The sequence below is a fragment of the Hymenobacter mellowenesis genome, from assembly GCF_030581005.1.
Classification (GTDB): domain Bacteria; phylum Bacteroidota; class Bacteroidia; order Cytophagales; family Hymenobacteraceae; genus Hymenobacter; species Hymenobacter mellowenesis.
Window position 1 is genome coordinate 59,406 of sequence record NZ_JAUQSX010000007.1, and the last position, 21,269, is coordinate 80,674.

The 21,269-nt window shown below is 64.2% G+C and carries 17 protein-coding genes; 4 read left to right on the forward strand and 13 right to left on the reverse strand.

The window, feature by feature from the left end:
* Positions 1–18 precede the first annotated feature (18 nt).
* The 5 genes from hisH to Q5H92_RS14195 form a co-directional block, all read right to left on the reverse strand.
* Positions 19–606 carry an imidazole glycerol phosphate synthase subunit HisH gene (gene hisH / locus Q5H92_RS14170; protein WP_305012192.1) on the reverse strand — a complete coding sequence of 196 codons (588 nt, stop codon included), beginning with the start codon at positions 604–606 and terminating at the stop codon, positions 19–21.
* 69 nt (positions 607–675) lie between these two features.
* Positions 676–1,776, reverse strand: coding sequence for a bifunctional histidinol-phosphatase/imidazoleglycerol-phosphate dehydratase HisB (gene hisB / locus Q5H92_RS14175; protein WP_305012193.1), 1,101 nt, complete (start codon positions 1,774–1,776; stop codon positions 676–678).
* 46 nt (positions 1,777–1,822) lie between these two features.
* The gene (gene hisD, locus Q5H92_RS26655; protein WP_369811147.1) at positions 1,823–4,249 is read right to left on the reverse strand and encodes a histidinol dehydrogenase; all 2,427 of its coding nucleotides are present in this window, start codon (positions 4,247–4,249) and stop codon (positions 1,823–1,825) included.
* A gap of 12 nt (positions 4,250–4,261) precedes the next feature.
* A complete protein-coding gene (hisG, locus tag Q5H92_RS14190; RefSeq protein ID WP_305012194.1) occupies positions 4,262–5,113 on the reverse strand; it encodes an ATP phosphoribosyltransferase in 852 nt (283 codons plus the stop codon).
* A gap of 455 nt (positions 5,114–5,568) precedes the next feature.
* On the reverse strand, positions 5,569–5,994 hold the full coding sequence (locus Q5H92_RS14195) for a hypothetical protein (RefSeq protein WP_305012195.1): 426 nt from the start codon (positions 5,992–5,994) through the stop codon (positions 5,569–5,571).
* Between the two features lie 218 nt (positions 5,995–6,212).
* Between Q5H92_RS14195 and Q5H92_RS14200 the strand changes: the two genes are divergently transcribed.
* Entirely contained in the window at positions 6,213–6,626 is a 414-nt protein-coding gene (locus tag Q5H92_RS14200; protein ID WP_305012196.1) for a hypothetical protein, read from the forward strand.
* Here Q5H92_RS14200 and Q5H92_RS14205 read toward each other — a convergent pair.
* Complete coding sequence (locus tag Q5H92_RS14205; protein ID WP_305012197.1) at positions 6,623–7,516, reverse strand: DUF6929 family protein; 894 nt, start codon at positions 7,514–7,516, stop codon at positions 6,623–6,625. The genes Q5H92_RS14200 and Q5H92_RS14205 overlap by 4 nt on opposite strands.
* A gap of 180 nt (positions 7,517–7,696) precedes the next feature.
* Between Q5H92_RS14205 and Q5H92_RS14210 the strand changes: the two genes are divergently transcribed.
* Complete coding sequence (locus tag Q5H92_RS14210) at positions 7,697–9,073, forward strand: sigma 54-interacting transcriptional regulator (RefSeq protein ID WP_305012198.1); 1,377 nt, start codon at positions 7,697–7,699, stop codon at positions 9,071–9,073.
* Positions 9,074–9,179: 106 nt separating this feature from the next.
* Here Q5H92_RS14210 and Q5H92_RS14215 read toward each other — a convergent pair whose 3' ends face one another.
* The 7 genes from Q5H92_RS14215 to Q5H92_RS14245 all read right to left on the reverse strand — a co-directional run bounded on the left by Q5H92_RS14215 (position 9,180) and on the right by Q5H92_RS14245 (position 19,320).
* On the reverse strand, positions 9,180–10,007 hold the full coding sequence (locus Q5H92_RS14215) for an amidohydrolase family protein (RefSeq protein ID WP_305012199.1): 828 nt from the start codon (positions 10,005–10,007) through the stop codon (positions 9,180–9,182).
* 12 nt (positions 10,008–10,019) lie between these two features.
* On the reverse strand, positions 10,020–12,617 hold the full coding sequence (locus Q5H92_RS14220) for a peptidoglycan-binding domain-containing protein (protein ID WP_305012200.1): 2,598 nt from the start codon (positions 12,615–12,617) through the stop codon (positions 10,020–10,022).
* The gene (locus Q5H92_RS14225) at positions 12,586–13,722 is read right to left on the reverse strand and encodes an aminotransferase class I/II-fold pyridoxal phosphate-dependent enzyme (protein ID WP_305012201.1); all 1,137 of its coding nucleotides are present in this window, start codon (positions 13,720–13,722) and stop codon (positions 12,586–12,588) included. The genes Q5H92_RS14220 and Q5H92_RS14225 overlap by 32 nt, the downstream gene beginning before the upstream one ends.
* A 92-nt stretch (positions 13,723–13,814) precedes the next feature.
* Positions 13,815–15,899, reverse strand: coding sequence for a hypothetical protein (locus Q5H92_RS14230; protein ID WP_305012202.1), 2,085 nt, complete (start codon positions 15,897–15,899; stop codon positions 13,815–13,817).
* A gap of 6 nt (positions 15,900–15,905) precedes the next feature.
* The gene (locus Q5H92_RS14235) at positions 15,906–17,219 is read right to left on the reverse strand and encodes a hypothetical protein (protein ID WP_305012203.1); all 1,314 of its coding nucleotides are present in this window, start codon (positions 17,217–17,219) and stop codon (positions 15,906–15,908) included.
* A gap of 186 nt (positions 17,220–17,405) precedes the next feature.
* Entirely contained in the window at positions 17,406–18,392 is a 987-nt protein-coding gene (locus Q5H92_RS14240; RefSeq protein ID WP_305012204.1) for a hypothetical protein, read from the reverse strand.
* A 58-nt stretch (positions 18,393–18,450) separates the two neighbouring features.
* Positions 18,451–19,320: a hypothetical protein gene (locus tag Q5H92_RS14245; protein WP_305012205.1), complete on the reverse strand. Its 870-nt coding sequence runs from the start codon at positions 19,318–19,320 to the stop codon at positions 18,451–18,453.
* A 292-nt stretch (positions 19,321–19,612) separates the two neighbouring features.
* Between Q5H92_RS14245 and Q5H92_RS14250 the strand changes: the two genes are divergently transcribed.
* Together Q5H92_RS14250 and Q5H92_RS14255 are read left to right on the forward strand one after the other, a co-directional pair.
* Positions 19,613–19,981, forward strand: coding sequence for an S-adenosylmethionine decarboxylase family protein (locus tag Q5H92_RS14250; RefSeq protein WP_305012206.1), 369 nt, complete (start codon positions 19,613–19,615; stop codon positions 19,979–19,981).
* Positions 19,978–21,267: a DUF4178 domain-containing protein gene (locus Q5H92_RS14255; RefSeq protein ID WP_305012207.1), complete on the forward strand. Its 1,290-nt coding sequence runs from the start codon at positions 19,978–19,980 to the stop codon at positions 21,265–21,267. Before Q5H92_RS14250 ends, Q5H92_RS14255 begins: the two co-directional genes overlap by 4 nt.
* The last annotated feature ends 2 nt before the right edge of the window (positions 21,268–21,269 follow it).

Sequence of the window (21,269 nt, forward strand, 5' to 3'; positions counted from 1 at the left end):
CTTGAAAACAATTGAGGATTAGAGAGCCAGAAAGTTGGCGAGGATGCGCGTACCGGCTGTGCTGCTTTTTTCGGTATGAAACTGGACGCCATGAAAATTGGCGTGCTGCACCGCGGCGCTAAAGGGTAACGGATGGGCCGATTGGGCCGTGGTGTAGTCGCCCACCGGCGCGTAATAGCTGTGCACAAAGTAAACGTGGTCGGCCTCCGTGAGCCCGGCAAACAGCGGCCCTTGCAGGGCCTGCAGGTTGTTCCAACCCATGTGGGGGACTTTATGCGTGGCATCGGGCACAAAGCGGCGCACCCGGAACGGCAACAGCCCGAGCATGGTGGTGTCGTTTTCCTCGCTGTGTTCGCCCAGCAGCTGCATACCCAAGCATATACCCAGAAAAGGCTGCGTCAGGGTTGGGAGCACCTTGTCCAGACCCGCGGCCCGCAGTGCTTCCATGGCGGATGCCGCTTCGCCTTCGCCGGGGAAAAGCACCTTATCGGCTTTGCGCAATACCTCCGGGTCAGAGGTCAGCGTCGCCGTTGCACCAAGCCGTTCCAGCGCAAACAGCACCGACTGTACATTCCCCCCTTTGTAATCTACTACTGCAATTTCCATTTGCAAATTGTTTATTCATTTGAATAACACACTAATTCTCATTTATCCATTTGTCACTAGCGCATATGGTTAGAGAATTCCTTTGGTGCTTGGAATGCTAGCTGACTCATCTCGCTGCAAAGCCATCTTTATTGCTTTGGCAACTGCCTTGAAAATGGCCTCAATTTTATGATGTTCATTATCGCCCGTGCAGGAGATATTGAGTGTCGCACGGGCGTTGTCAGTGAAGGACTTGAAGAAGTGGAAAAACAATTCCGTGGGCAAGTCCCCTACCCGCTCACGTCGAAAGTCCGCGTCCCACACTAGCCAGGGCCGGCCCGAAAAGTCAATCGCCGCCTGGGCCAAAGCTTCATCCATGGGCAACAGGAACCCGTAGCGCGCAAGGCCGCGCTTGTCACCGAGGGCTTGCGAAAAGGCCGTTCCCAAGGCTAAGGCCGTATCTTCGACGGTGTGGTGTTCATCAATGTGTAAATCCCCATTTACACTTATGTATAAATCCACTCCGCTATGACGCCCAAGCTGTTCCAGCATGTGGTCGAAAAAGCCCAAGCCGGTTTTGATATCTGTCTGGCCGTTGCCGTCGAGGTTTAGTCGAACCGAAATTTGGGTTTCGTTGGTGTTACGCTCAATTGTCGCCACACGAGCCGGGTAACGCAGGAAATGATAAATAGCATCCCAACTCGTGGTAGTGAGGGCAGCGCGGGAGTCGGGCTCCTCTCCTATCAGGATTGCCTGAGCGCCCAGGTTGACGGCCAGTTCTACGTCGGTGAGGCGGTCGCCGATGACGTAGGAGTTGGCCAGGTCGTACCCATTGGCCGGGTTGATGTAACGACCCAGCAGGCCCAGGCCGGGTTTGCGCGTGGCCAAGCCTTCGTGCGGGAAACTGCGGTCGATGTGCTCGGCGGCGAAGTGAACGCCTTCGCCGCCCAGGATTTCTTGCATGAGCCGATGAGGGGGCCAGAAAGTATCTTCCGGGAAACTGGCAGTGCCCAGACCGTCCTGATTGGTCACCAGCACCAGCTCATACTCCGGCAAGTCGCGCGCGATGCGCGCCAGGTTGCTGATGCAGCCGGGTAGAAAAGCAAATTTTTCGAGGCTGTCGACCTGCTGGCTGGGCTGTGGCTCAACGAGAATAGTGCCGTCGCGGTCGATGAAAAGGGCCTTTTTCAAATTAATATGTACTTATCGGTGGAAAGCTTTTATAGAGGGGCCGTTTTTACTTGATGGCAGCAGCAGCGGGCACCTGCAATCCTCCGGCACCTATTTCGGTGAGTGCCTGGAGCAAAGTGTCGTTTTCGGTGGCCGTGCCGACGGTGAGGCGCAGGCATCCAGCGCAGCCGGGCTGGGAGGTTCGGTTGCGAACCACGATGCCGCGTGCGCGCAACTGGTCGTACACCGCCGTGGCATCTATATTGAACCGAACGAGTAGAAAGTTGGCGTCCGATGGGAAAACGTGCTCGACAATGGGCAACGTGGGCAACTGCTCAACCAGATATGACCTGCCGCGCAGCAGGTCGGCCTGCATCTCGAGGAGCTGCGGAGCCGCGGCCAGCGCGGCCAGCGCGTGCTGCTGGGTGGCGGCCGAAATGTTGTAGGGCGGCTTGATTTTATTGAGGTAACCGATGAGCGTGGCTGATGCATACGCCACGCCCAGACGCAGCCCGGCCAGACCCCAGGCCTTGGAAAACGTTTGGAGCACAACCAGGCGAGGAAATTCGGCTAGCCGTGTGGTCCAGCTGGGGGCTGCGGCGAAATCGCCGTAGGCCTCATCGACTACCACCAAACCCTTGAAATGGCGCAGGATGCTTTCAATAGCTTCCCGGGCCAATAGATTCCCGGTTGGATTATTGGGTGAGCACAGAAACACCAGCTTGGCGGTGGACCGTGCCAGTTGGTCGGCCGCATCGGCCGGCAGCTGGAAATTAGCGTTGAGCGGCAGCCGTTCTACGCGCACATCGTTCAGGTTGGCCGCCACTTCGTACATGCCATAGGTTGGCGGGCACACCACGATGCGGTCCTGGCCCGGCGTGCAGGTGAGGCGTACCAGCAGGTCGATAGCTTCGTCGGAACCGTTGCCGAGGAAAATATTGTCCGGCGCCACGCCTTTTAGCTGCGCCAATTCCTCCTTAATGGCCCGCTGGTGCGGGTCGGGGTAACGGCTGAAATCATCGGGCCCGACCGAACCCAAGCTGTTTTCATTGGCGTCGAGCATCACCGGGGCCATGCCTTCAAATTCGTCGCGGGCGGAGGAATACGGCTGCATTCGCTCCACGCTTGGCCGAATGAGGCCGGCATAAACACCCGCAGAAGCAGCCGGCTCTGGGCTCGCCGTCATCGGCGCCGCTGCCTGGTCAGCCGGCAAAGCCGCCATACGTAGGCTGACGGCCCGGACGTGCGCGGCCAGCCCCTCGGCTTCGGCCATGGTTTCCACCACCGGAGCCAAGGCCTGCAACCCCGGAACCGTGAGCCGCTGGAACGTGATTTTTTTCACGAACGAATCGAGCGAGACCCCACTATACTGACGGGCGTAGCCGCCGGTGGGCAAGGTGTGGTTGGTGCCCGAGGCATAGTCGCCCACGGCTTCCGGCGTGAGGTGGCCAAGAAAGACCGAGCCCGCGTTGGTGACGTCGGCCGCCAGCGCATCGGCGTCATTGGTGGCCAAGATGAGGTGTTCCGGGGCGTATTGGTTGGAAAACGCCAGCATGGTTTTGGCGTCGGCCAACAGCACGGCGCGGCTGTTATCCAAAGCCTGGGCTGCCACGGCGCGGCGCGGCAACTCCGCCAGTTGGCGGACCAGCTCGATTTGAACCTTCTCGATAATATTCTGCGAAGTACTTAACAACACCACCTGCGAATCAGGCCCGTGCTCGGCCTGCGAGAGCAAATCGGCCGCCACGAAGGCAGGGTTGGCACTGTCATCGGCAATAACCAGCACTTCGGAAGGGCCCGCCGGCATGTCGATGGCCACACCGTACTCGGCGGCGGCCAGCTGCTTGGCGGCCGTCACATACCGGTTGCCAGGCCCGAAAATCTTATCTACCGCCGGCACGCTGGCAGTGCCCAAGGCCAGCGCGGCAATGGCCTGCGCACCGCCAGCCTTCACCACTTTATTAATTCCCAGCAGCTGGGCCACAAACAGAATCACCGGGCTGACGGTGCCGTTGGCCTGGGGCGGCGTGCACACGACGATTTCGGGACAACCCGCCAGGCGGGCGGGCACGCCCAGCATCAGCAAAGTGCTGAATAGCGGGGCCGAGCCCCCGGGCACGTAGAGGCCCACGCGCTGCACGGGCACGGCCCGGCGAGAGCACACCACGCCGGGCATGGTTTCCACCCGCAGTTCGGACTCGCGCTGGGCGGCGTGGAAGGTTTCAATATTGGTTTTGGCTTGGCGGATGGCGGCTTGCAGTTCGGCCGGAACCTGATGGGCGGCAGCGGCAAATTCGGCGTCCGACACCAACAAGCTGGTCAGGGTGGCTTTATCCAGCTCCGCAGCCAGAGTCAGCAGTGCCTCATCGCCGCTGGCTTGAACTTGGGCAAAGATGGCCCGCACCCGGGCGGCAACCTGCGGGGCCTCGGCCGCGGCGGGGCGCTGTTGCAGCGCGGGCCAGGTGCCGGGGTCGGGATAGGAATACACTTGCATGGCTGGGCGGGGCTAGGCAATCATCTTCTCAATGGGCAGCACCAGAATGCCCTCGGCACCCACGGCTTTGAGCTGGCTGGTGATGTGCCAGAACTCGTCTTCCTGCACCACCGACTGCACCGATACCCAGCCGGCCTCGGCCAGCGGCGTGACGGTGGGCGACTTGATGCCGGGCAATAGACGGCGCACTTCGTCGAGGGCCGTAATTGGGGCATTCAGCAAAATGTACTTGCTGCGCTTGGCGCGGCGCACGGCCTGCATGCGGAAGCGCAGTTGGTCCAGCAAGTCAGTCTGCTCAGCCGTCAGATTGGGCTGGGCGATGAGCACGGCTTCGGAGCGAAACACGGTTTCGACCTCGCGCAGGCCATTGCCGAGCAAGGTCGAGCCGCTGCTCACGATGTCGCAAATCGCCTCGGCCAAGCCAATGCTGGGCGCAATCTCCACCGAGCCGCTGATAGTGTGCAGGTTGGCCTGCACGCCGTGGCCGGCCAGATAGCGGCCCAGAATGCTGGGATACGACGTCGCAATGTTCTTACCCTGCAGTGATTCGACCGAGCCATAGGCATCGGCCCGGGGCACGGCTAGGCTCAACCGGCATTTGCTGAAACCCAAAGCTTCGACTTCCAGGTCAGGAAAACCGGCTTCGACCAACACGTTCTGGCCCACAATGCCGAGGTCAGCCACGCCGTCCTGCACATAGCCGGGAATGTCGTCGTCGCGCAAAAACAGGATTTCGAGCGGGAAATTGGTGGCTTCGGTCTTGAGCTTGTAGGAGCTGCTGATGAAGTTGATGCCGCATTCGCGAATGAGCGTGAGGGAATCCTCGCTCAGGCGACCGGACTTCTGAATGGCTAAACGGAGCATGAATGGAGTAAAAAACGGGACGCGGCGCCCCAGGGGCTCGCGGCAGCCCTACTACGGCACAAATGGCCGGATGGCAGAAATTCCCGCAAAAAAATTAAGGACAATCACCCCGGCGCACAGCACCCCGGAGCACGGCGGTGGAGGCGCGGGTGGCCGGTGCTAGCCTAGCACCCGGCGCACAGCCCGGCCCCCCACAGATGGTGGTGGTGGCCCTGAACCCCGTGCATAGCCGTGCCGGCCGGAGCAGGCAGCACAGTCAGCAAAAAGGGGTTGGCGGGTGCATTCATTGTGGGGCAAAGGTACGGGCGTTTGCCAAACCGGCAAGTTTAGCGGGAGATTTCGTGGTTTTCGTACAGCCCGGGCGCGCTTTTATTGAAGGTATTAAACTTCAACTCCTCTCATCCTGAGCGCAGCGCAGGATTTCATCACGTAAGGAATTTCCCTCAGAAAACCTTTTATACCGCGACGCTTCGCAGCCAAGTTTCGGCGGCTTCGACGTTGGAAAACCGCTGAAAGACGAACCCGGTCGGCGACGCCGACACCACCGACTGGGTGGACAGCCGGTGCAGCGGGTCGGCACCTTCCACGATGGCGCAGTGCCGGGTGCGCGCCTGACTCATGGCGCGCGGAATCCAGTTGGTGGTGAGCCACTCCTGCGCCGCCACGGGCAACGGCGCCCGCTGGCCGTGGTCGGACAGGATTTTGCGGGTGCCGGTGTTCAGCAGCAGGGCCAGCACTTGTTCGTAGAAGGCTTTGATGTGGTCCAGCGTGGGACGTTCGGCGCTCCAGGCCAGGCGCGCATAGCCCGATGGGTTGTGAAAAACCTTCCCGGCAGCGTTCTGAAAATAAAGGGTTTCCTGGGCGCGGGGCAGCGAATTCATGCGAAGAAGAAGGGTAGAGAAGTCCGGTGGGCGCTGCTGATTCCACGAACGCGGCCTACAAAATTAAGGTCCGGGGCGCAATGTTGGCATTTTATTTCTCAACGAAACCGACCCGCTTTCGTACACCGGGCCGGTTGCGGGCTTGATTCCGGCCACAGCTCGTCGTTTGAGCTATTATTTTATTTATTATCACGGGATTATCCGCCGTTAATTAGCACATGCGTTTGTATTTTGAGAACCCCGTCGGGCGTTTGCTCGAACACCCCGACGGCTACGCCCTGGTGGAGTATGCCCCCGGGCGCCGCGACTTTCCCACGTTTCAGGCTTTTCTCACCCACACCAGCCAACTGTTGCGCCGCCACCATTGGCACAAAATGCTGGCCGACCAGCGCCAGATGGCACCCTACACCGACGAGGAACGCGCCTGGATTCGGGATTTCTGGCTGGCCCGTAGCGCCAGCGAAGGCTACGAAATGTTTGGGGCCATCCTGCTGCCGGCCGACGTTTTTGCCCAGCTTTCGGTCAACCAAGTGATGAGTGATTCGCAACAGTCGGCCCTCACCTACCGCATGTTCGACGGCGAACCCGAAGCCTTGGAATGGCTACGGCAGTTGCCGGAGACCCAGGGTTAGACCATCGTGACATCGGCCACGACGGCCGTGCTGCCGCCCTGGTCGTCGTCGGTCACCAGCAGCAGTTCCCAATGGTGCCGGCCCATGCTCCGCCGCACGGCCAGGCCTTCTACTTTGCCGCGGTAGGCGCGGCCATCGCGCCACGCCAGCCGGGCAAATGCCGCCTCTTGCGTGTCTAAGTTGACCAGCCCAACGAACGAACCCAACACTTCGCCATCAAGCACGGCATCCGTCGTGTTTTCCACGGAGGCCGTGACAAACAGCAAGCCATCGACAAACGTGGCGCCCGAAAAACCCGCCGGGCTGCCGGCAATTTCGGGCAGCTCGAACGATAGCCGGCCCACGGCCGGTGCCGCGCCCCCGCTGGCCATAAACGCCAGCGTGGCGGCCAGCGGCAGCCGGAACAGCAGCGCTGCGTCGGCCCGCCCCACGGTGCGCTGAAACAGCAGCAGCTCGGTTTCGGTGGTGGCGGCAGCTTCGAGGTTGAGCACCGTGCCGGCCGGCAGCTGGGGCCGTAGCAGGTCGTAAAGCGGGGCCAGGTTGACAACTTCGGGCGGCTGACTGGCCCCGGCGGTGGGCACAAACCAGCCGCGGGTGCGGGTGGGCAAGCTACCCGAGCCCAGCAGCAGCAGGCCAGGGCGGCCGTCGGGCCAGATGAGGGCGGCCATGCATTCGAGGTCGGGCTTGTCGGCTTTGGGCAGGCGGCCGGTGCCGAAGGCGGTGGTTTCAAACAGCGGCACCCGGCCGGTGACGGCTAAGGTGTGGGCATCGAGCTGGTAAAGCAGCGGGGCGTCGTCGCCAATGATGTAGGCCGTGCCGCCGATGATTTCGACTCCTGAGGCGGAGGGAAGGCCGGGCACGGAGGTTTCGGAAAGGATGGTGGCCGTCATGAAAGCAGTGAAATACCCGCCGATGAGAAGCAGAAATGGGGTGTACGTGCGTCCAAGAATTTGTACGCTCATCCGCCATTTTTTAATTTAAATCAAATATTCAATTTATTAATTATTTAACTTATATTTACCTCCCTTCCACACGCGCCGCCCTCTTCCCATCACCTTTTTTGTTTTGCAATGGCTACCCCATACCCGGTGTGGTTTCTATCATTCACGCGCCAAACCGCCCGCCTCGCCGAAATCATCATTCAACTAGAAAAAGGCGGGCTGGCCCTGCTCCCGCTGCGCGCCCCCGACGGCGCCCGCGGCCCCGGCATGCTGTTTCTGGACGCGCAATCGGCGCTGCCCGCCGTGGAGGAAGCCATTGCTGAGCTGCGCCACATGCCTGACGCCAACGTGCTGGCAGTGAGTGTGGGCGCCCTGCCCAGCCTGAGTACCTGGGCGCTGCTGCGCAGCGGCGTAGCCGATGTTTTTTCGTGGTTTGAGGTGGACCAACCGGTGGAAATTGTGACCTCGCGCCTGCGCTACTGGCAAACGCTGGACGCCACCGTCACCGACCTGCAGCGCTGCCTGGTGGGCCGCAGCCAGCGCTGGCGCGACACCTTGCGCCAGGTGGTCGACATGGCCCTCTCGAACTGCCAGGTGCTGATAACGGGCGAAAGCGGCACGGGCAAAGAGCTGGTGGCCCAGGAAATCCACCGGCTCGACGCGCGCCCGGGCAAGCGCGACTGCGTGGTGGTGGACTGCACTAACCTGATTCCAGGGCTGTCGGGCAGCGAGCTGTTCGGGCACGAAAAGGGGGCTTTCACCAACGCCATCAGCGCCCGCGATGGGGCCGTGGCGCTGGCGCACGAAGGCACCCTGTTTCTGGATGAGCTGGGCGAGCTGCCCCTGCCGTTGCAAGCCGAATTTTTGCGGGCCCTGCAGGAGGGCACCTATAAGCGGGTGGGCAGCAACACCTGGCGGCAGGCCCGCTTCCGGCTGGTGAGCGCCACCAACCGCGACCTGCTGGCTGAGGTGCAGAAGGGCACGTTCCGGCAAGACCTGTACTACCGCGTCTCGGGCTGGACTTGCCACTTGCCGCCCCTGCGCGAACGCAAGGAGGACATTGTGCCCCTGGCGGAATATTTTTTCACACAGCAGCACGGCGTGCGCCAACCCGTGGACCGGCAGGTGTACGACTTCCTGAAACTGCGCGACTACCCCGGCAACGTGCGCGAGCTGCAGCAGCTCATCACCCGCATTGCCAGCAAGCACCTCGGCGAAGGCCCCATCACCATCGGCGACATTCCGCGCACCGACTGGCCGGATTTTGCCCAACTCGGGGCCGCCGCTCCCGTTGGCGACGAATTGGAAGCCGGCGTGACCACCCTGCTCCACCAGGGCCTCGGCCTAAAAGAAATCAAGGACCAGGTGACGGAAATTGCCAAGAAAGTGGCCATCACCCACGAAAGCGGCAACCTGAAAATGGCCGCCCTGCGCCTGCGCTGCAGCGAGCGAATCCTGCAGATGCACCGTCGCGACGAGCCCGAAACGCAGCTGCGCCTGGCTTAGAAAACCCTGTCATCCCGAGCATAGCGAAGGACCTTCTCATATTCGAATGCTAATTGTTTAGCTATGAAAAAGTCCTCCGCTGCGCTCGGGATGACAGGGTTTTTGTTCAGTCTTTCCCAATCAGCCAGGGGTCGCGCCACGCGTTATCAAGCGGCTCCGCTACCACGGACACGCGCTGGCGGGCGCCCGCTCCCACGGCTTGGCGCACCCGGCCGATTAGCCGAAGCAAGTTGCCGGCCAGCACGTTTTGGGCCTCTTCGGGCGCGAGGTGCAGGGCCTTGATTTTGCTTAATTCCACGCCCGGGTGCAGCCAGGGACCATCGGAGCCGAAGAGGAACTTGGCGGGGCCGGCGCGCTCCACGGCGCGCTGCAGAATGTCGAAACGACGCACGCCGGAGGTGTCGGTGTAGATGTTGGGGCAGCGCACGAGGTAGTCGACGAGGGACGTTTGGGCCCGCCAATCGTCGGAAAATGAGCCCAGGTGCGGAATGATGAAATTCACGTCGGGATATTGGGTGGCCAACAGGTCGACCACCGAGGTTTCGCCCACCACGTCGTAGAGCACGGGCAGGCGGAAGGCCCGGGCCACGTCGCACACCTCGCGGCTGATGCGGGCGTCGTAGCGGTGCAGCTTGATGCCCACGAAACCGTATTCCTCCACGGCGGTGCGCACCATTTCCAGCACCCGGCCCCGGTCGCGCTGGGCGTGCACAAAGGCGAAACCGTAGAAGCGCGCCGGGTTCTGGTGCACCAGCTGGGCCACCTGGCGGTTGGCCACGGCGTAGTCGGAATGAAAGGCGGCAAACAACACCGTGCGCGCAATGCCGGCTTCGTCGGCCCAGGCCAGGTAGGGCCGCAGCGGCGCGTCGGTGTCCCAGGGGCCCGTGAGGCCGTCGCCGCGGCCGGCGTGGCAATGGCAGTCAATGATGAGCATGACGAGGTTCGGCTAGAACGCGGTGAAGAACAAATCGACGCCGCGCATGGGCACCCGGCTTCTGCTGCGCACCGTGCTGGTGGCGCCCGAGTTGCCTTCGATGGTGTCCATCGTACCGTCGGGGTACACTTCGCGCACCAGGAAGTGGTGGCGGAACGGCTGCTTGGTGGCGGGGTCGAGGTTGTAATACCCCACGTCGCCCTTCTTCACTTGCGCCGCTGGAATGCTGCGGAAGGCCGGGTTGGAGCCAATGCCTTTGCTGATTATCCAGGTGCCCACGTTCAGGCCAGCCGCGCGGTGGGCCCACAGCGCGAAGATGCCGCACCAGTGCGGGATGCCGGCCGTGTTGCTCACGGCGGTGCTCCGCTTGAGGTTGTTTTCTTCCCAACCGGGCTGGAAATAAACGGGGGCGGCGGTTTCGAACATGACCTTGAGCTTCTGCCAGCCCTTGCGCAAGCCGTCGGCACCGCGCACTTTGGCTTCGATGGTGGGCTCGGCCATCATGCCCAGCGCATTGGCCACAATGGCTTCGCGCCGGGCGGTTTCGGTGGCGCTGGTGGCGGGGCCGGGCAGCGGGCCCACCCCGCCGGCCAAGGCGCCCGGCCCGGGGCCCACCGGTGTCGGCGTAGCGCCCAGGGTGTCGAAAATCTGGCGTACGCGGCGCTCGAACAGGTCGTGGTAAATGGGGTCATGGCCACCCGCCACATCAATGGCCACGGCGCGCACGCTCGGCCAATTGCCGACCTGCACGCTGTCGATACTGGTCGCGCGGCGCTGGCCTCTGGCCCGGTCGAAGTATATTTTCAGGGCTTTGAGCGCAAATTCCTGGCTCTGCTGAAACAAGGCGTCCCAGTCCAGGTTCGACGACACGGTGGCGGCCACGTCGGGCGTCAGGCCTTGCCAGGCCTGCCGGAAGCGCCGAATGACGGGGTCGGCCCCCTCATAGGCCTGCACGTAGCGCACCAGGTTGAGGTAGTTGCTGCGCCAGGTGGTTTGGATGAAGCCGCGCCCGCGAAACTTGTAAAAATCGGCTTCGCCGATGAAGCCCGTGACGTTCATCGCCGGGTCGGCGGGGAAATCAGTTGGGTACACATTGGCTTCCCACCGCTTGTCCTGGGTGCCGGTCAGGCGGTTGGCCAGGGCCTTCTGGCTGTGGGCCCGCACGTAGTCGCGGTTGCTGAACAGGTCGTAAGCCGTGAAGTTAGGTTTCCGGTTGTAGCTGCCCTTCGTGCGTCCGTTCTTCAGTTTCACCACGTTGAACGGGTAGGCCAGGCCCATGGGGCCAACGTTTTCAGAAATGGGCCGCATGTTGCCGGTTTCGTTGGTGGCAATGCTTTGCAGGGCCGCAAACTGGGCAAAGTTGATGTCGAAAGAATCGAAGATGGCCGGAATATTATCCCAGAGCTGCTGGAAGCTGGTTTTCACGCCGGCCGCGCCCAGGTTGCGCCCCGCCCACGCCCCGCGCCCGCCCACTTTGCTCCGGAACCAGTCTACGAAGTCCTGCCCGGTTTTGGCCAGGAAAAAGGCGTTGATATCGGCCGCGTTGCGGAAGCGGACCGTGTTTACGTCGGTCCCTCCAAGGGGCGGGTTGCCGCCGGGCACCTTTTTGGGCGGCACCGTGGGTACCACCGGGCGGCCGGCATCGAGCTGGCCCCAGGTGAGCGGGCCCACCACGGCATCGACCACCAGCCCCCGCCCCTGCTGGAAGCTCCGCACGGCGGCCTGGGTTTTGGGCCCCCACACCCCGTCGAGCAAAAGCGGCTGTAACAGGCTCACTCGGTGGTAGTTGAGCCGGCACTGTAGGTAGCGCACGTACTCGCCGCGGGCGCCGAGCCGGAGCGTGGGCCGGGCGCTGCCGGGGCTGGCGCAAGCGGGCAGAACATCGGCAAATTCGTAGCCCAACTCCTGCGCGTAGCCCAGTTCCTGCTGGCCCGGCGGGCGCAGGCTGGGCGGCGTGGCGGCCTCCACGGTGCGCTGCATCTTGTTGCGCCGCTCGTAGACACTGGCCACGGCTTTGGCCGCGTCGTACACGGGTTTAAAAGCGCCCTGCGGCCCCAGCACGAGGGCGCCGGTGAGGGCCGCGGCCTGACCGGCTTGCTTGAGGCGGCGCCACCAGCCTTCTTCCTCCAACTCGGAATCGGAGATAAAATCATCCAGCAGCAGGGCATTGAGCGCGTTGCTGTTGGGGTCATCAAGCGGCCCTCTGCCATCCTGGTGCCCACAATAACCGCACCCACAGCTGCAGGAAGCACCCGCCGCTGCTGTTCGCACCGGCGGGGCCGAAGCCAGGGAGTGGAGCTGCAGGCTGTCGGCCAGGTGGTAGCAGCTCAGAAAGCGGGTTAGCACCTGGTAGCAACTCTGGCAAAGCGGGGCCGCGGTAATGAGCTGGATGCGCCGAATCTGCATGGCAAAGCCCGGCCGGGCGCCCGACATGCGGTTGAACCAGGTGATGAACTGGCGCTCGGGGTGCTGCTGGTGGTCGGGGAAACGGCCGGCTGGCGGGCTTGGGAGAGGCACCCGGAGCACGGTGCCCACTTTGGGGTAGATGATGGCCACGGCCGCCGGCGCGGCAGTGCGGCTACGGGGCGAAAGCGTCAGGGTCGAATTCATGGCGAAAGGCAATGGATGGTGGAGAAAACCAATGGGTGCGGCGGGCCAGTTGGGCCAGGGCCGCGGTGGCCCGGCCGAGGTCGGCGTCCGTATGGTCGGCCCGCAGGCAGAAGGCTACTTCGGGCACGCCGGGCCGGGTTTCGCCGGCCAGCAACAGGGTATTGAGGCCGGCCCGGCGCAGCTGCTGGTGCAGGCCCAGGGCGGCCGTGGTGCGGGCCAGCACCAACTTCTGCACGGGGAAAAACCCGCCGCGCGGCGTCAGGCCCACCCGCTTCAACGCGCCCCGAAACCGTCCGATGCGGCTGCACAGGCGCTGGCGGGCGGCCTCGCCGTGGCGGGCATCGTGGCGGAGCGCCGCGGCCGCGGCCCAGGCGTGCCAGGCCGAAACCGGGCTGGTGTGCACCCGCGTTTCGGCCCGCCGGCGAAACTGGGCAATGCGCGCCGCGCACCCGGCCAGCACCGCCACCGGCACGCCCAGCCCCTTGGCCAGCGAGCTGATGGTGAGCAGCTCCGGCCCGGGCGCATGGGGGGCCACCCCCGCCCACGGCAGCAGGCCGCCCCCGCCCTGCCCCAGCGGCCGGCTGGGGCAGGGCCGGCCGCCCAACACCCCAAACGCCTGGGTATCATCAACCAGCAGCACGGCGCCAGGGCAGGGCGCCAGCAAAGCGTGGTACTGCGCCAGCGGAGCGGGCCCGCGGCCGGGCAGCCAGCCGTCGGTCAGCAGCCAGGGGGTGCGGCCCTGCTGCCGGTAGGTGTGCAGCAAACCCGCCAGCCCGGGCAGATTATCGGATTGAAACTTCACCACCGGCAGCCCCCGCAGCCGGGCGCGCAGGCTGCCCCATTGGCCTACGGGGTAGAGCCGCTCATCGAGCAGCACCACGCCGCGCGGCGGCACCAGCGCCAGCACATCCCAAAACAGATGCAGGGTCGAGGGTGCCATTTCGCCGGCTTCGAGCCCCTGGCGCTGCGCCACGGTATGGGCCGCCCAGTGCGCCCGGTCGTCCTGGGTTAAGACGGCCGGGCGCCCGGTGGTCAGGGCCAGGCCCGGCGGCGGCGGCGGCAATGCTTGGGGGCCCAGGTACAGCGCCGAGGTGAAATCGAGCATGGGCCGGACGGTGGAGGTTGTTCTTATATGAAACGGCAAGGCTAAGTGCCGTCGAAGCAGCTGTGCTGCTTCGTTCCGACGGAGGCTTTCCCTTACTCGTCCAACAGCCGCCGCCGGGGTGCGGGCACGGCATACGGCCGGCGCGGAGCCAGCGGGCCGTTGAGCTGGCGGCTGCGGCGGAGTTGGCCCTGGTTCAGCGCATTTTGCCGCTCAATGAGCTGCGCGGGCTGCAGAAACCGCTCCTCGTTATCGGGCGTGTTCTGGCGGATGTCGCCGAGGTCGGTGGCGAGGTCGATGCCCGTCACGGCCTTGTAGGCGTGGATGTAGCGCTGGATTTCCTCGCGCCAGTAGTGGGCCCAGTTGGCGGCGCTGGTGGCGCCCACGGTGGGGCTGTTCCAGGAGCCGTAGCGGATGCTGAGCAGCAGCTGCTCGCCAAACGCGCCCAAGTCGCGGAAGTGGGTGATGTTGGTCGGGTTCCAGCCCTGCAGGCTTTTCATGTTGTCCACGCGGTCCATCCAGGGCTCGGTGTAGGGCACCATCACGCGGCCGCCCAGAAACTCGCGCACCTCGGGCCGGGCCAGAATCCATTGCTGGGTGAGCATCTCGGCGCGGGCCGTCCAGGGCAGGTCGCCGTACTGGTTGTGGGCGCCTTCGGCCAGGGTGAGGTGCACCTCGCGCAAGTGGTTGAGAATGGGGAAACCGTCGGGAATGACCGTCGTGAAATTGGCCTGCTGATAAAACTCGGTGCAGGCGCGCAGCAGGCTGTGAAAGCCCCGCAGGAAGAAAGTGCGGTGCTCGGCCACGGCAATGTTCTGCACGCCGCGCCCAATCAGCCCAAAGCCGTATTCGTACTGGTATTCCAGGTTGCGGCGGTTCAGGGTGAGGCGGTTACGCTCGTCCTCGATGTAGCCCCAGATGATGTTGTTCAGGGGCCGCAGCGGGTCGATGGCCAGGTTGGCCAGCGGGTCGGGGCCGGGGCCGGGCCGGCGCACGTTCTGAAAGCGCAAGCTCAGCGCGTTCATGGTTTGCACCAGGCCGCCCTCCTCGTGCCAATACGACCAAATCAGCTCCATGAGCGGGGCGCCCTGCACCCGCGATTTGAGGATGCCGTAGGTGAGCGTGCCGCCCGTGATGAGGTCGTCGGGGTCTTTGAGGGGCACTTCCTTCAGCTTCTCGCGGATGCTTTCGAAGTAGGGCACCACCAGCACCTTGCTTTCCTCGGTGCCCAGGTTTTCGAGGTAGTCATCGCGCAGCTCTTCCAGGTCGAAGGGCACGCCGCCGGTGCGGCGCAGCTCATCGGCGGCCCACTGCGGGTTGGGGTCGCCGAAGCCGGTGCCGGGGGCCAGGCCGGCCTCCTGCATCAGGTAAAACTCGGTGGCGTATTTGAGCAGGGTGTACGACGCCGACCGGCTGAACGGCAGCTGGCGCGAGGCAATGCTGGCCCGCGCCTGCGCCCCCAGCGCCGAGTTGCGGTCGGTCAGCACGTTGTCGATGAAGTTGCAATACTTGTTGAAGTTCACCGTGCGGCGCCGGATAAGGCCCCACAAAAACTGGTCGTCGCTGGGCTCGCGCTGGGCCTGAAACAGCGTGACGGGCAGCGGCAGCGGGGCCACCACTGCCGGCCCGGAAGCCGGCGGCGGTGGCGGGTTTGGGGTGGGCGTCGGGGTCGGCGCGGGCGCAGGCACATCAATGACCTTGCTGCGCACCCGCAGCCGAACCTCGCTGATTTCCAGCCCCACGGCGTATTCCTCGTTCTTCAGGGGGCGGTCGGCCAGCAGCCGGCCGCGCACCACAAAGCCGCCGGCCTCGCGCCAGTTGTTCAGGCGCCACTTCAACACCGCCACGTTGTTGCTGATGGCGAAGCGGTTGCCGTCGGTTTGCATCGGGGAGCAGTACGGCAGGTCGGGGTCGCTGGGGTCGCGCTGCAGCTCAATCTGCCGGTTTTTGATGCTGTAGGTAAAGCTTTGCTCCAGACGGGGGCCGGGGTCGCCCTCGGGCTTGAATTCCAGGGTGAGGCTGCCGCCGCTGCCCAGCAAGGTGGCGAGCGAGGCGTTGCCCGCGGCCGACAGCTTCAGCTCCAGCGCCGTGTCGTCTCCCAGCTTGATGGCCGGGCTGGTAAAAGCCAGCGCCCCTTGCAACGGGAAGCCTGATTTGGAAGTGGGTTGGTTGGATTCCATGATGAATTATGCGGTTTGAAGTGAGGGAATGGCCGGCGCCGGGGCGGCCGGCACGGCGCAGTAGTTGCGGGCCCGGTTCAGGGCCCAGCGGTTGAGCATGTGCGAGAGCACGCGCCCTTCGTCGTTGGTCGTGATGCGGCCGTCGGCCTTGGCCTGGCCCACCACCGCAAACACCAGCGACGGGGCCACCAGCTCGCGCAGGTGCGGGTGCTGCTGCCAGGTGTCATAAAGGGCACGCAGCTGGTCGGGCTGGCGCTCGGCCACCGGGAAGATATCGGCCACCTGCTTGCCTTGCAACGACTTAGGCCGGTGGCTTAGCACCAGCTCGGCAAAAATGGGCAGCACGGTTTCGAGCCGGTGAATAAGGTCGCGCTTGTCGGCGCTCAGCTCGTCGAGGGGGTACAAATCTTCCCATTGCTGGCTCAGGGCGGCCCACTGCGGACCGGGAAATAGCAGGGCGCCAAACGCCAGGCTTATTTTCACCCGAATCCAAGGAAAAGGGTGCGGCCCGTCGGTTCCAATGCGGAACACGAAGTAGCTGGGCAAACTCACCACGCTCAGCAGCCCGTAGGTGGCCGTGATGCCCAGGTGGCCCATGGCCCAGCAGTCGGACAAAATCTCGTTCAGCCAGCGGCTATACAGCTGCCACGGCAGGGCATCTTCCTTGTGGCCTTCGGCTATCACCTTCTCGATGGCCTGCTTGAGGGAAGTAGTCAAATCCAGCAGTTCGGAGCCCTGGTGGCCCACTTCGTGGATGAGCGAGGCGGCAATGCCCGAGCCAATCATGCGCTCGCGCGGAATCTGAATCACGCCCACCGGGCTCAGGTCGCCGCCCGGCAGGCGGGTGCGGGCCCGCCGAATGGCCGCCCCGTGCCCCCGCTCCAGAAAGCACACCAGCGGCGGCGCCGTGTAGTAGTTGCCGGGCAGGCACAGGGCGTCTTCGGCCAGCACATCCAGCCCCGCCACCCAAGTGCCGGTGCCGTGCTCGGAGCGCTGCCCCAGGACGTCGGCGAAGATGTCGACCTGGTCGAGCAAATTGTTGAAGCGCAGTTTCAGCAGCACGTAGCGGGCCTGGGTTTTGGCGGCGCTCAGCCGGCGGCTTTCGGGGCTGTGCAGCCACTTCACAAAGGCCAGCAGCTTGCGCCGTAAATCGAACGCCACGTGCGCCAGGTGCGCGTTGATGGCCGCCTGCGCCGGCGCCGACACGGCGGCGGCCAGCACCATGGGCGTACTCAGCGAGAACGAGCGCACGGTTTGCAAGCGGCTGAACAGCGCCAGCGTTTCGTTCACCAAAAACCGGGTATCGGCAGCGGTTCGCATGGGGGTTGGGGGTTGAAGGGATGGCAGAAGTGAAGGCGGACCTATCGCATTGGCCGTCATGCTGAGCGCCGCCGAAGCATCTCTACTGCTTCGTTATTACACCGTTGATTAGTTGCGCGGCAGAGATGCTTCGGCGGCGCTCAGCATGACGACATAAAGGACATTTCGTCAAAAGCCAAAAGCCCTTTACAGCTGGATAACCAGCGTGTTGCCGCGGCGCAACCAGGTGCCGCGCGTGGCGCCGCCTCCGCCCGGCTCGCCCATGTCGCCAGCCTCGGGCCCGTCGTAGCCCGAAGGGTCGTAGCCGTTGCCGTCGGGCTGGGCTTGGCCGTAGTTGTTCACCTGGCTATAGTCGTTCGAAGCATAGCCGGGGCCGGGCACCGCCGGACGCCGGAAGCCGCCGAAACCGGGCCGCGCCGGCCGCCGGGCGCCTTGGCGCTGGCCGGGCCGGCCATTCAGGCTGCGGAAGGTGCCGTTGGGGTTGCGCGGGCGCAGCAGGCCGGGCGCGTGCTGGCGCGCGGCCCCCGCCAGCGCCTGCCGCACCACCGCCGAGGCCGGTGCGCCGCGGCGCTGGCTTTGCAATGCCGCCGCCCGGCTGGCGGCCGAGTTGGCGAAGCGCACGTAGGCGCGGGCGGTTTCAAATTCCTGGTCCTCCGGGCTCAGGCCTTCGAGCTCCAGCTCAAAGAGGTTGCCGGCGGCCGAGCCCAGCTTGTTGCCAATCATGCCGCCCAACGGGCCGCCGAAAAAGGTGCCCAACGCGCCGCCCGCAATGGGCAGGGCTTTTTTGGCCACCGTTTTGAGCACGCCGCCAATGGCCCTGCCCACGCCCGACTTAGCAAAATTGCCAATGGCCTTGCCCGCGCCCTTGATGAGCTTGCCCAGGAACATGTTCAGCTCCTGCTCGTTGGTGACTTCCAGCAGCTCGTGGGCCAGCTCCATTTCCAGCGTTTCGTTCAGCTCGCCGCTGTACTCGTTGCCGTACTCGTTGCTGAATTCCTGGCTGTATTCGTTGGCGTATTCGCCGCTCATCTCGAACGACTCACCCTGAGTCGCACCGCTGGTTTCGCCCAGGTACTCGGGGTTAAACTCAAAGGTTTCCATGGAGTAGCCGCCGGCTTCCAGTTCCTGGCCGATGGCTTGCTCAAATTCCTGAGAAAATTCGTTGTTGTACATGACATTGGGGGTAAAGTGAAGGAGGTGAAAAAGCGGTTTGAATGCGTTTCATCGCTGGCTACAAGCCGTAGAGGACCACCGTGCCGTCGGCTCCCCGCTCCCACTGGCCGCAGCGGGCGCGCCGCGCCGGGCCGCTGAGCTGCAGGCCGCCATCGAGCAGGCCGGGGGCGTAATAGGGCGCCGAGGCGGTGAGCACCTGCCGGCCCAGGGCGCCGGGGCGCAGGCGCGGGTTGCGGCGCAGGGCGCGGTGCGAGCGCCGGGCCACGTCGCGGGCAAAGCGCACGTAGGCGCGGGCAATTTCCAGCTCCTGGTTTTCGGGGCTGAGGGCTTCCAGTTCCAGGCCAAACACCTTTTTGGCGTTGTCGGCCAGCAGGTTGCCGGCCTGGGTGCCCACCCAGTTGCCGGCCGCCGAGCCCGCGTAGCCGCCCGCCTTGCGGCCGGCCCACTGCCCGGCGCGGGCGCCCAGCGGCCCCAGCCGGCCGCCCAGCGCGGCCCCGGCCCGCCCGCCCAAGGCGGCGCCGGCCTGCCCGCCGTACTGGCCGGCCAGCTGCGGCAGGGTTTTCTTGCCGAAATCGACAAGGTAACGGCCCACGCTTTGCCCGGCCGGCGACTTGGCCAGCTGCGAGGCCGCACCCGCCACCTGGCTCACCAGGTTGCCCAGAAACTGGTTCAGCTCCTGTTCGTTGGTTACTTCCAGCAGTTCGCCCACCAGCTCTTCCTCGTTGTTCATTTCGTAGGCCTCGCCGTTGTATTCGTTGCTGAACTCGCCGTTGAATTCGCTTTCGAACTCCTGGCCCAGCTCCTGGCCATACTCGAATTCCTGGCCCAGTTCCTGGCCGTATTCGCCGGTGGTTTCGTAGTTCTCGTATTCGCCGTTGACGGCGGCCCCGGATTCAAATTCCTGAAGGGTTCGGTCGATGTTGTGCATGGCTGACTGGGGAATAATGGGTTGATGCCTCCCCTGTTTTCAATCGCAGTGCCAACTGTGCCAATGCCGTTTCCAGCCCGTGGAGCGGGTTGCCGCCCGAAATAAATTTCGGCAAAGCGCAAAAGGCCCGGTTTCCGCGAAAAGGGTTTCGCCTAGCTGGTGCGCCCCGGCCGGGCGGCGGCCAGTGCCCAACCATTGCGCTGGGCATCGGTGTAATGCTTCCGGGGGCGCCGCGATAAATCGAACAAAGGCATTTTGCTATCTTGCCACCGCGATGCCCCGCGCCCACGTTATGCCTCCTTATTTACCCGGCCTCCACATTCTTGCCACGTTTGCCGCCCCGCCAGCCGCCCTGCACGACGCGGACGCCTGCCGCGCCTTTTTCGATGCCCAGGTGCTGGCCTTCGGGCTGGAAAAGGTGGGCGAAGCCTACCACAGCTTCCCGGCCGATGAAAACGGCGCGGGCGGCTTCACGGCCGTGCTGGCCCTCACCGAGTCGCACCTGAGCATCCACACCTGGCCCGAGCACGGGCTGGCCACGTTCGACGTGTTTCTGTCGAACTTCCGGCGCGACAACGCGGCCACGGTGCGCGGCATCTACGCCGCCACGCTGGCCTTTTTCGGGGGCACCGAACACAGCAAAACCGAAGTCCGCCGATGAGCGAAACCGCTACTCCCCGGCCCGAGTCGGCCCAGCTGAACTGCCCCAAGTGTGGCACCAGCATCACGTACTACGACGTGGAAGGCAGCGAATACTACGCCTGCCCGCACTGCCACGCCTACTTTCGGTGGTCGGGCGAGGCGCAGCCCAAGGTGTTCGGCAAATACGACCAGGCGCCGCCCACCGCCCCGGCCCTGCCCATTGGCGCGGTGGGCACGCTTCGGGGGCGCACGTTCCGGGTGTTGGGCGTGGTGTCGCGCCGCGAGGCCAACCACCCGCAATACAGCTGGCGCGAGTACCAGCTGTATCAGGCCGATACCCAGCAATATGCGCAGCTGGCCGAGTTCGACGGGCACTGGACTTTTATTTGGGCAGCCAGCAAGCTCGATGCCGACCGGGAGGAGTACAAGCTGGGTGATTTCAAAATATTTAACAAATACCAGTCGCGCGTGAACTGGGCGCTGGGCGAGTTTGACTGGGACATTGAACGCGACGACACGCTGCACGTCACCGAATACATCAACCCGCCCCGCCTGCTGGTGCAGGAACAGCGCGGCAAGGAGCAAAACTGGTACCGGGGCCACCACGTGGCGCCCAATGAGCTGGCCGAAGCCTTCCACCTCAGCCGCAGCGCGTTGCCCCACCAGGAAGGCACAGGCGCCGTGCAGCCGGCCCCCGGCAGCGAAAGCTCGTCGGCCCTGTGGAGCCTGACGGGCATTGTGGTCGCGCTGCTCTTGCTCACGCAGCTGGTGCTGGCGTTTTGGAGCACCCAGCCGATACTGAGCCAAACCATTCAGGTGGAGGCCGATACCACAGCGTCGGCGCCGCCCGGCACCGGGCGCGTACTGGTATCGCCCTCTTTCACGCTCGACCACCAAACCGCCCTCGAAATCGACCTGAAAGCCACGCTCAGCAACCAGTGGCTGGAGCTGCCCGTGAGCCTCGTGGACGAGCAAACCGGCCGGGGCTTCGAGTTCACCAAAAACATCGAGTTTTACAGCGGCGTGGAAGGCGGCGAAAGCTGGAGCGAAGGCAGCCGCGACGTCGACGCCGTACTCTCGCGGGTGCCGGCCGGCCGCTACCACCTCAATTTTTACCCCTTCACCGAGAAGGGTGTTTCGCCCGAAATCAGCGTGCAGGTATGGGCCGACCCGGCCCTGCCGTCAAACTTTTTCGTGGTGGTCGGGCTGGTGCTGCTGCTGCCGATGCTGCAGGCCCTGCGCCAGCACTTCCACGAGCGCAACCGCTGGGCCAACAGCGACTACAACCCCTACGACGCCGAATAAAC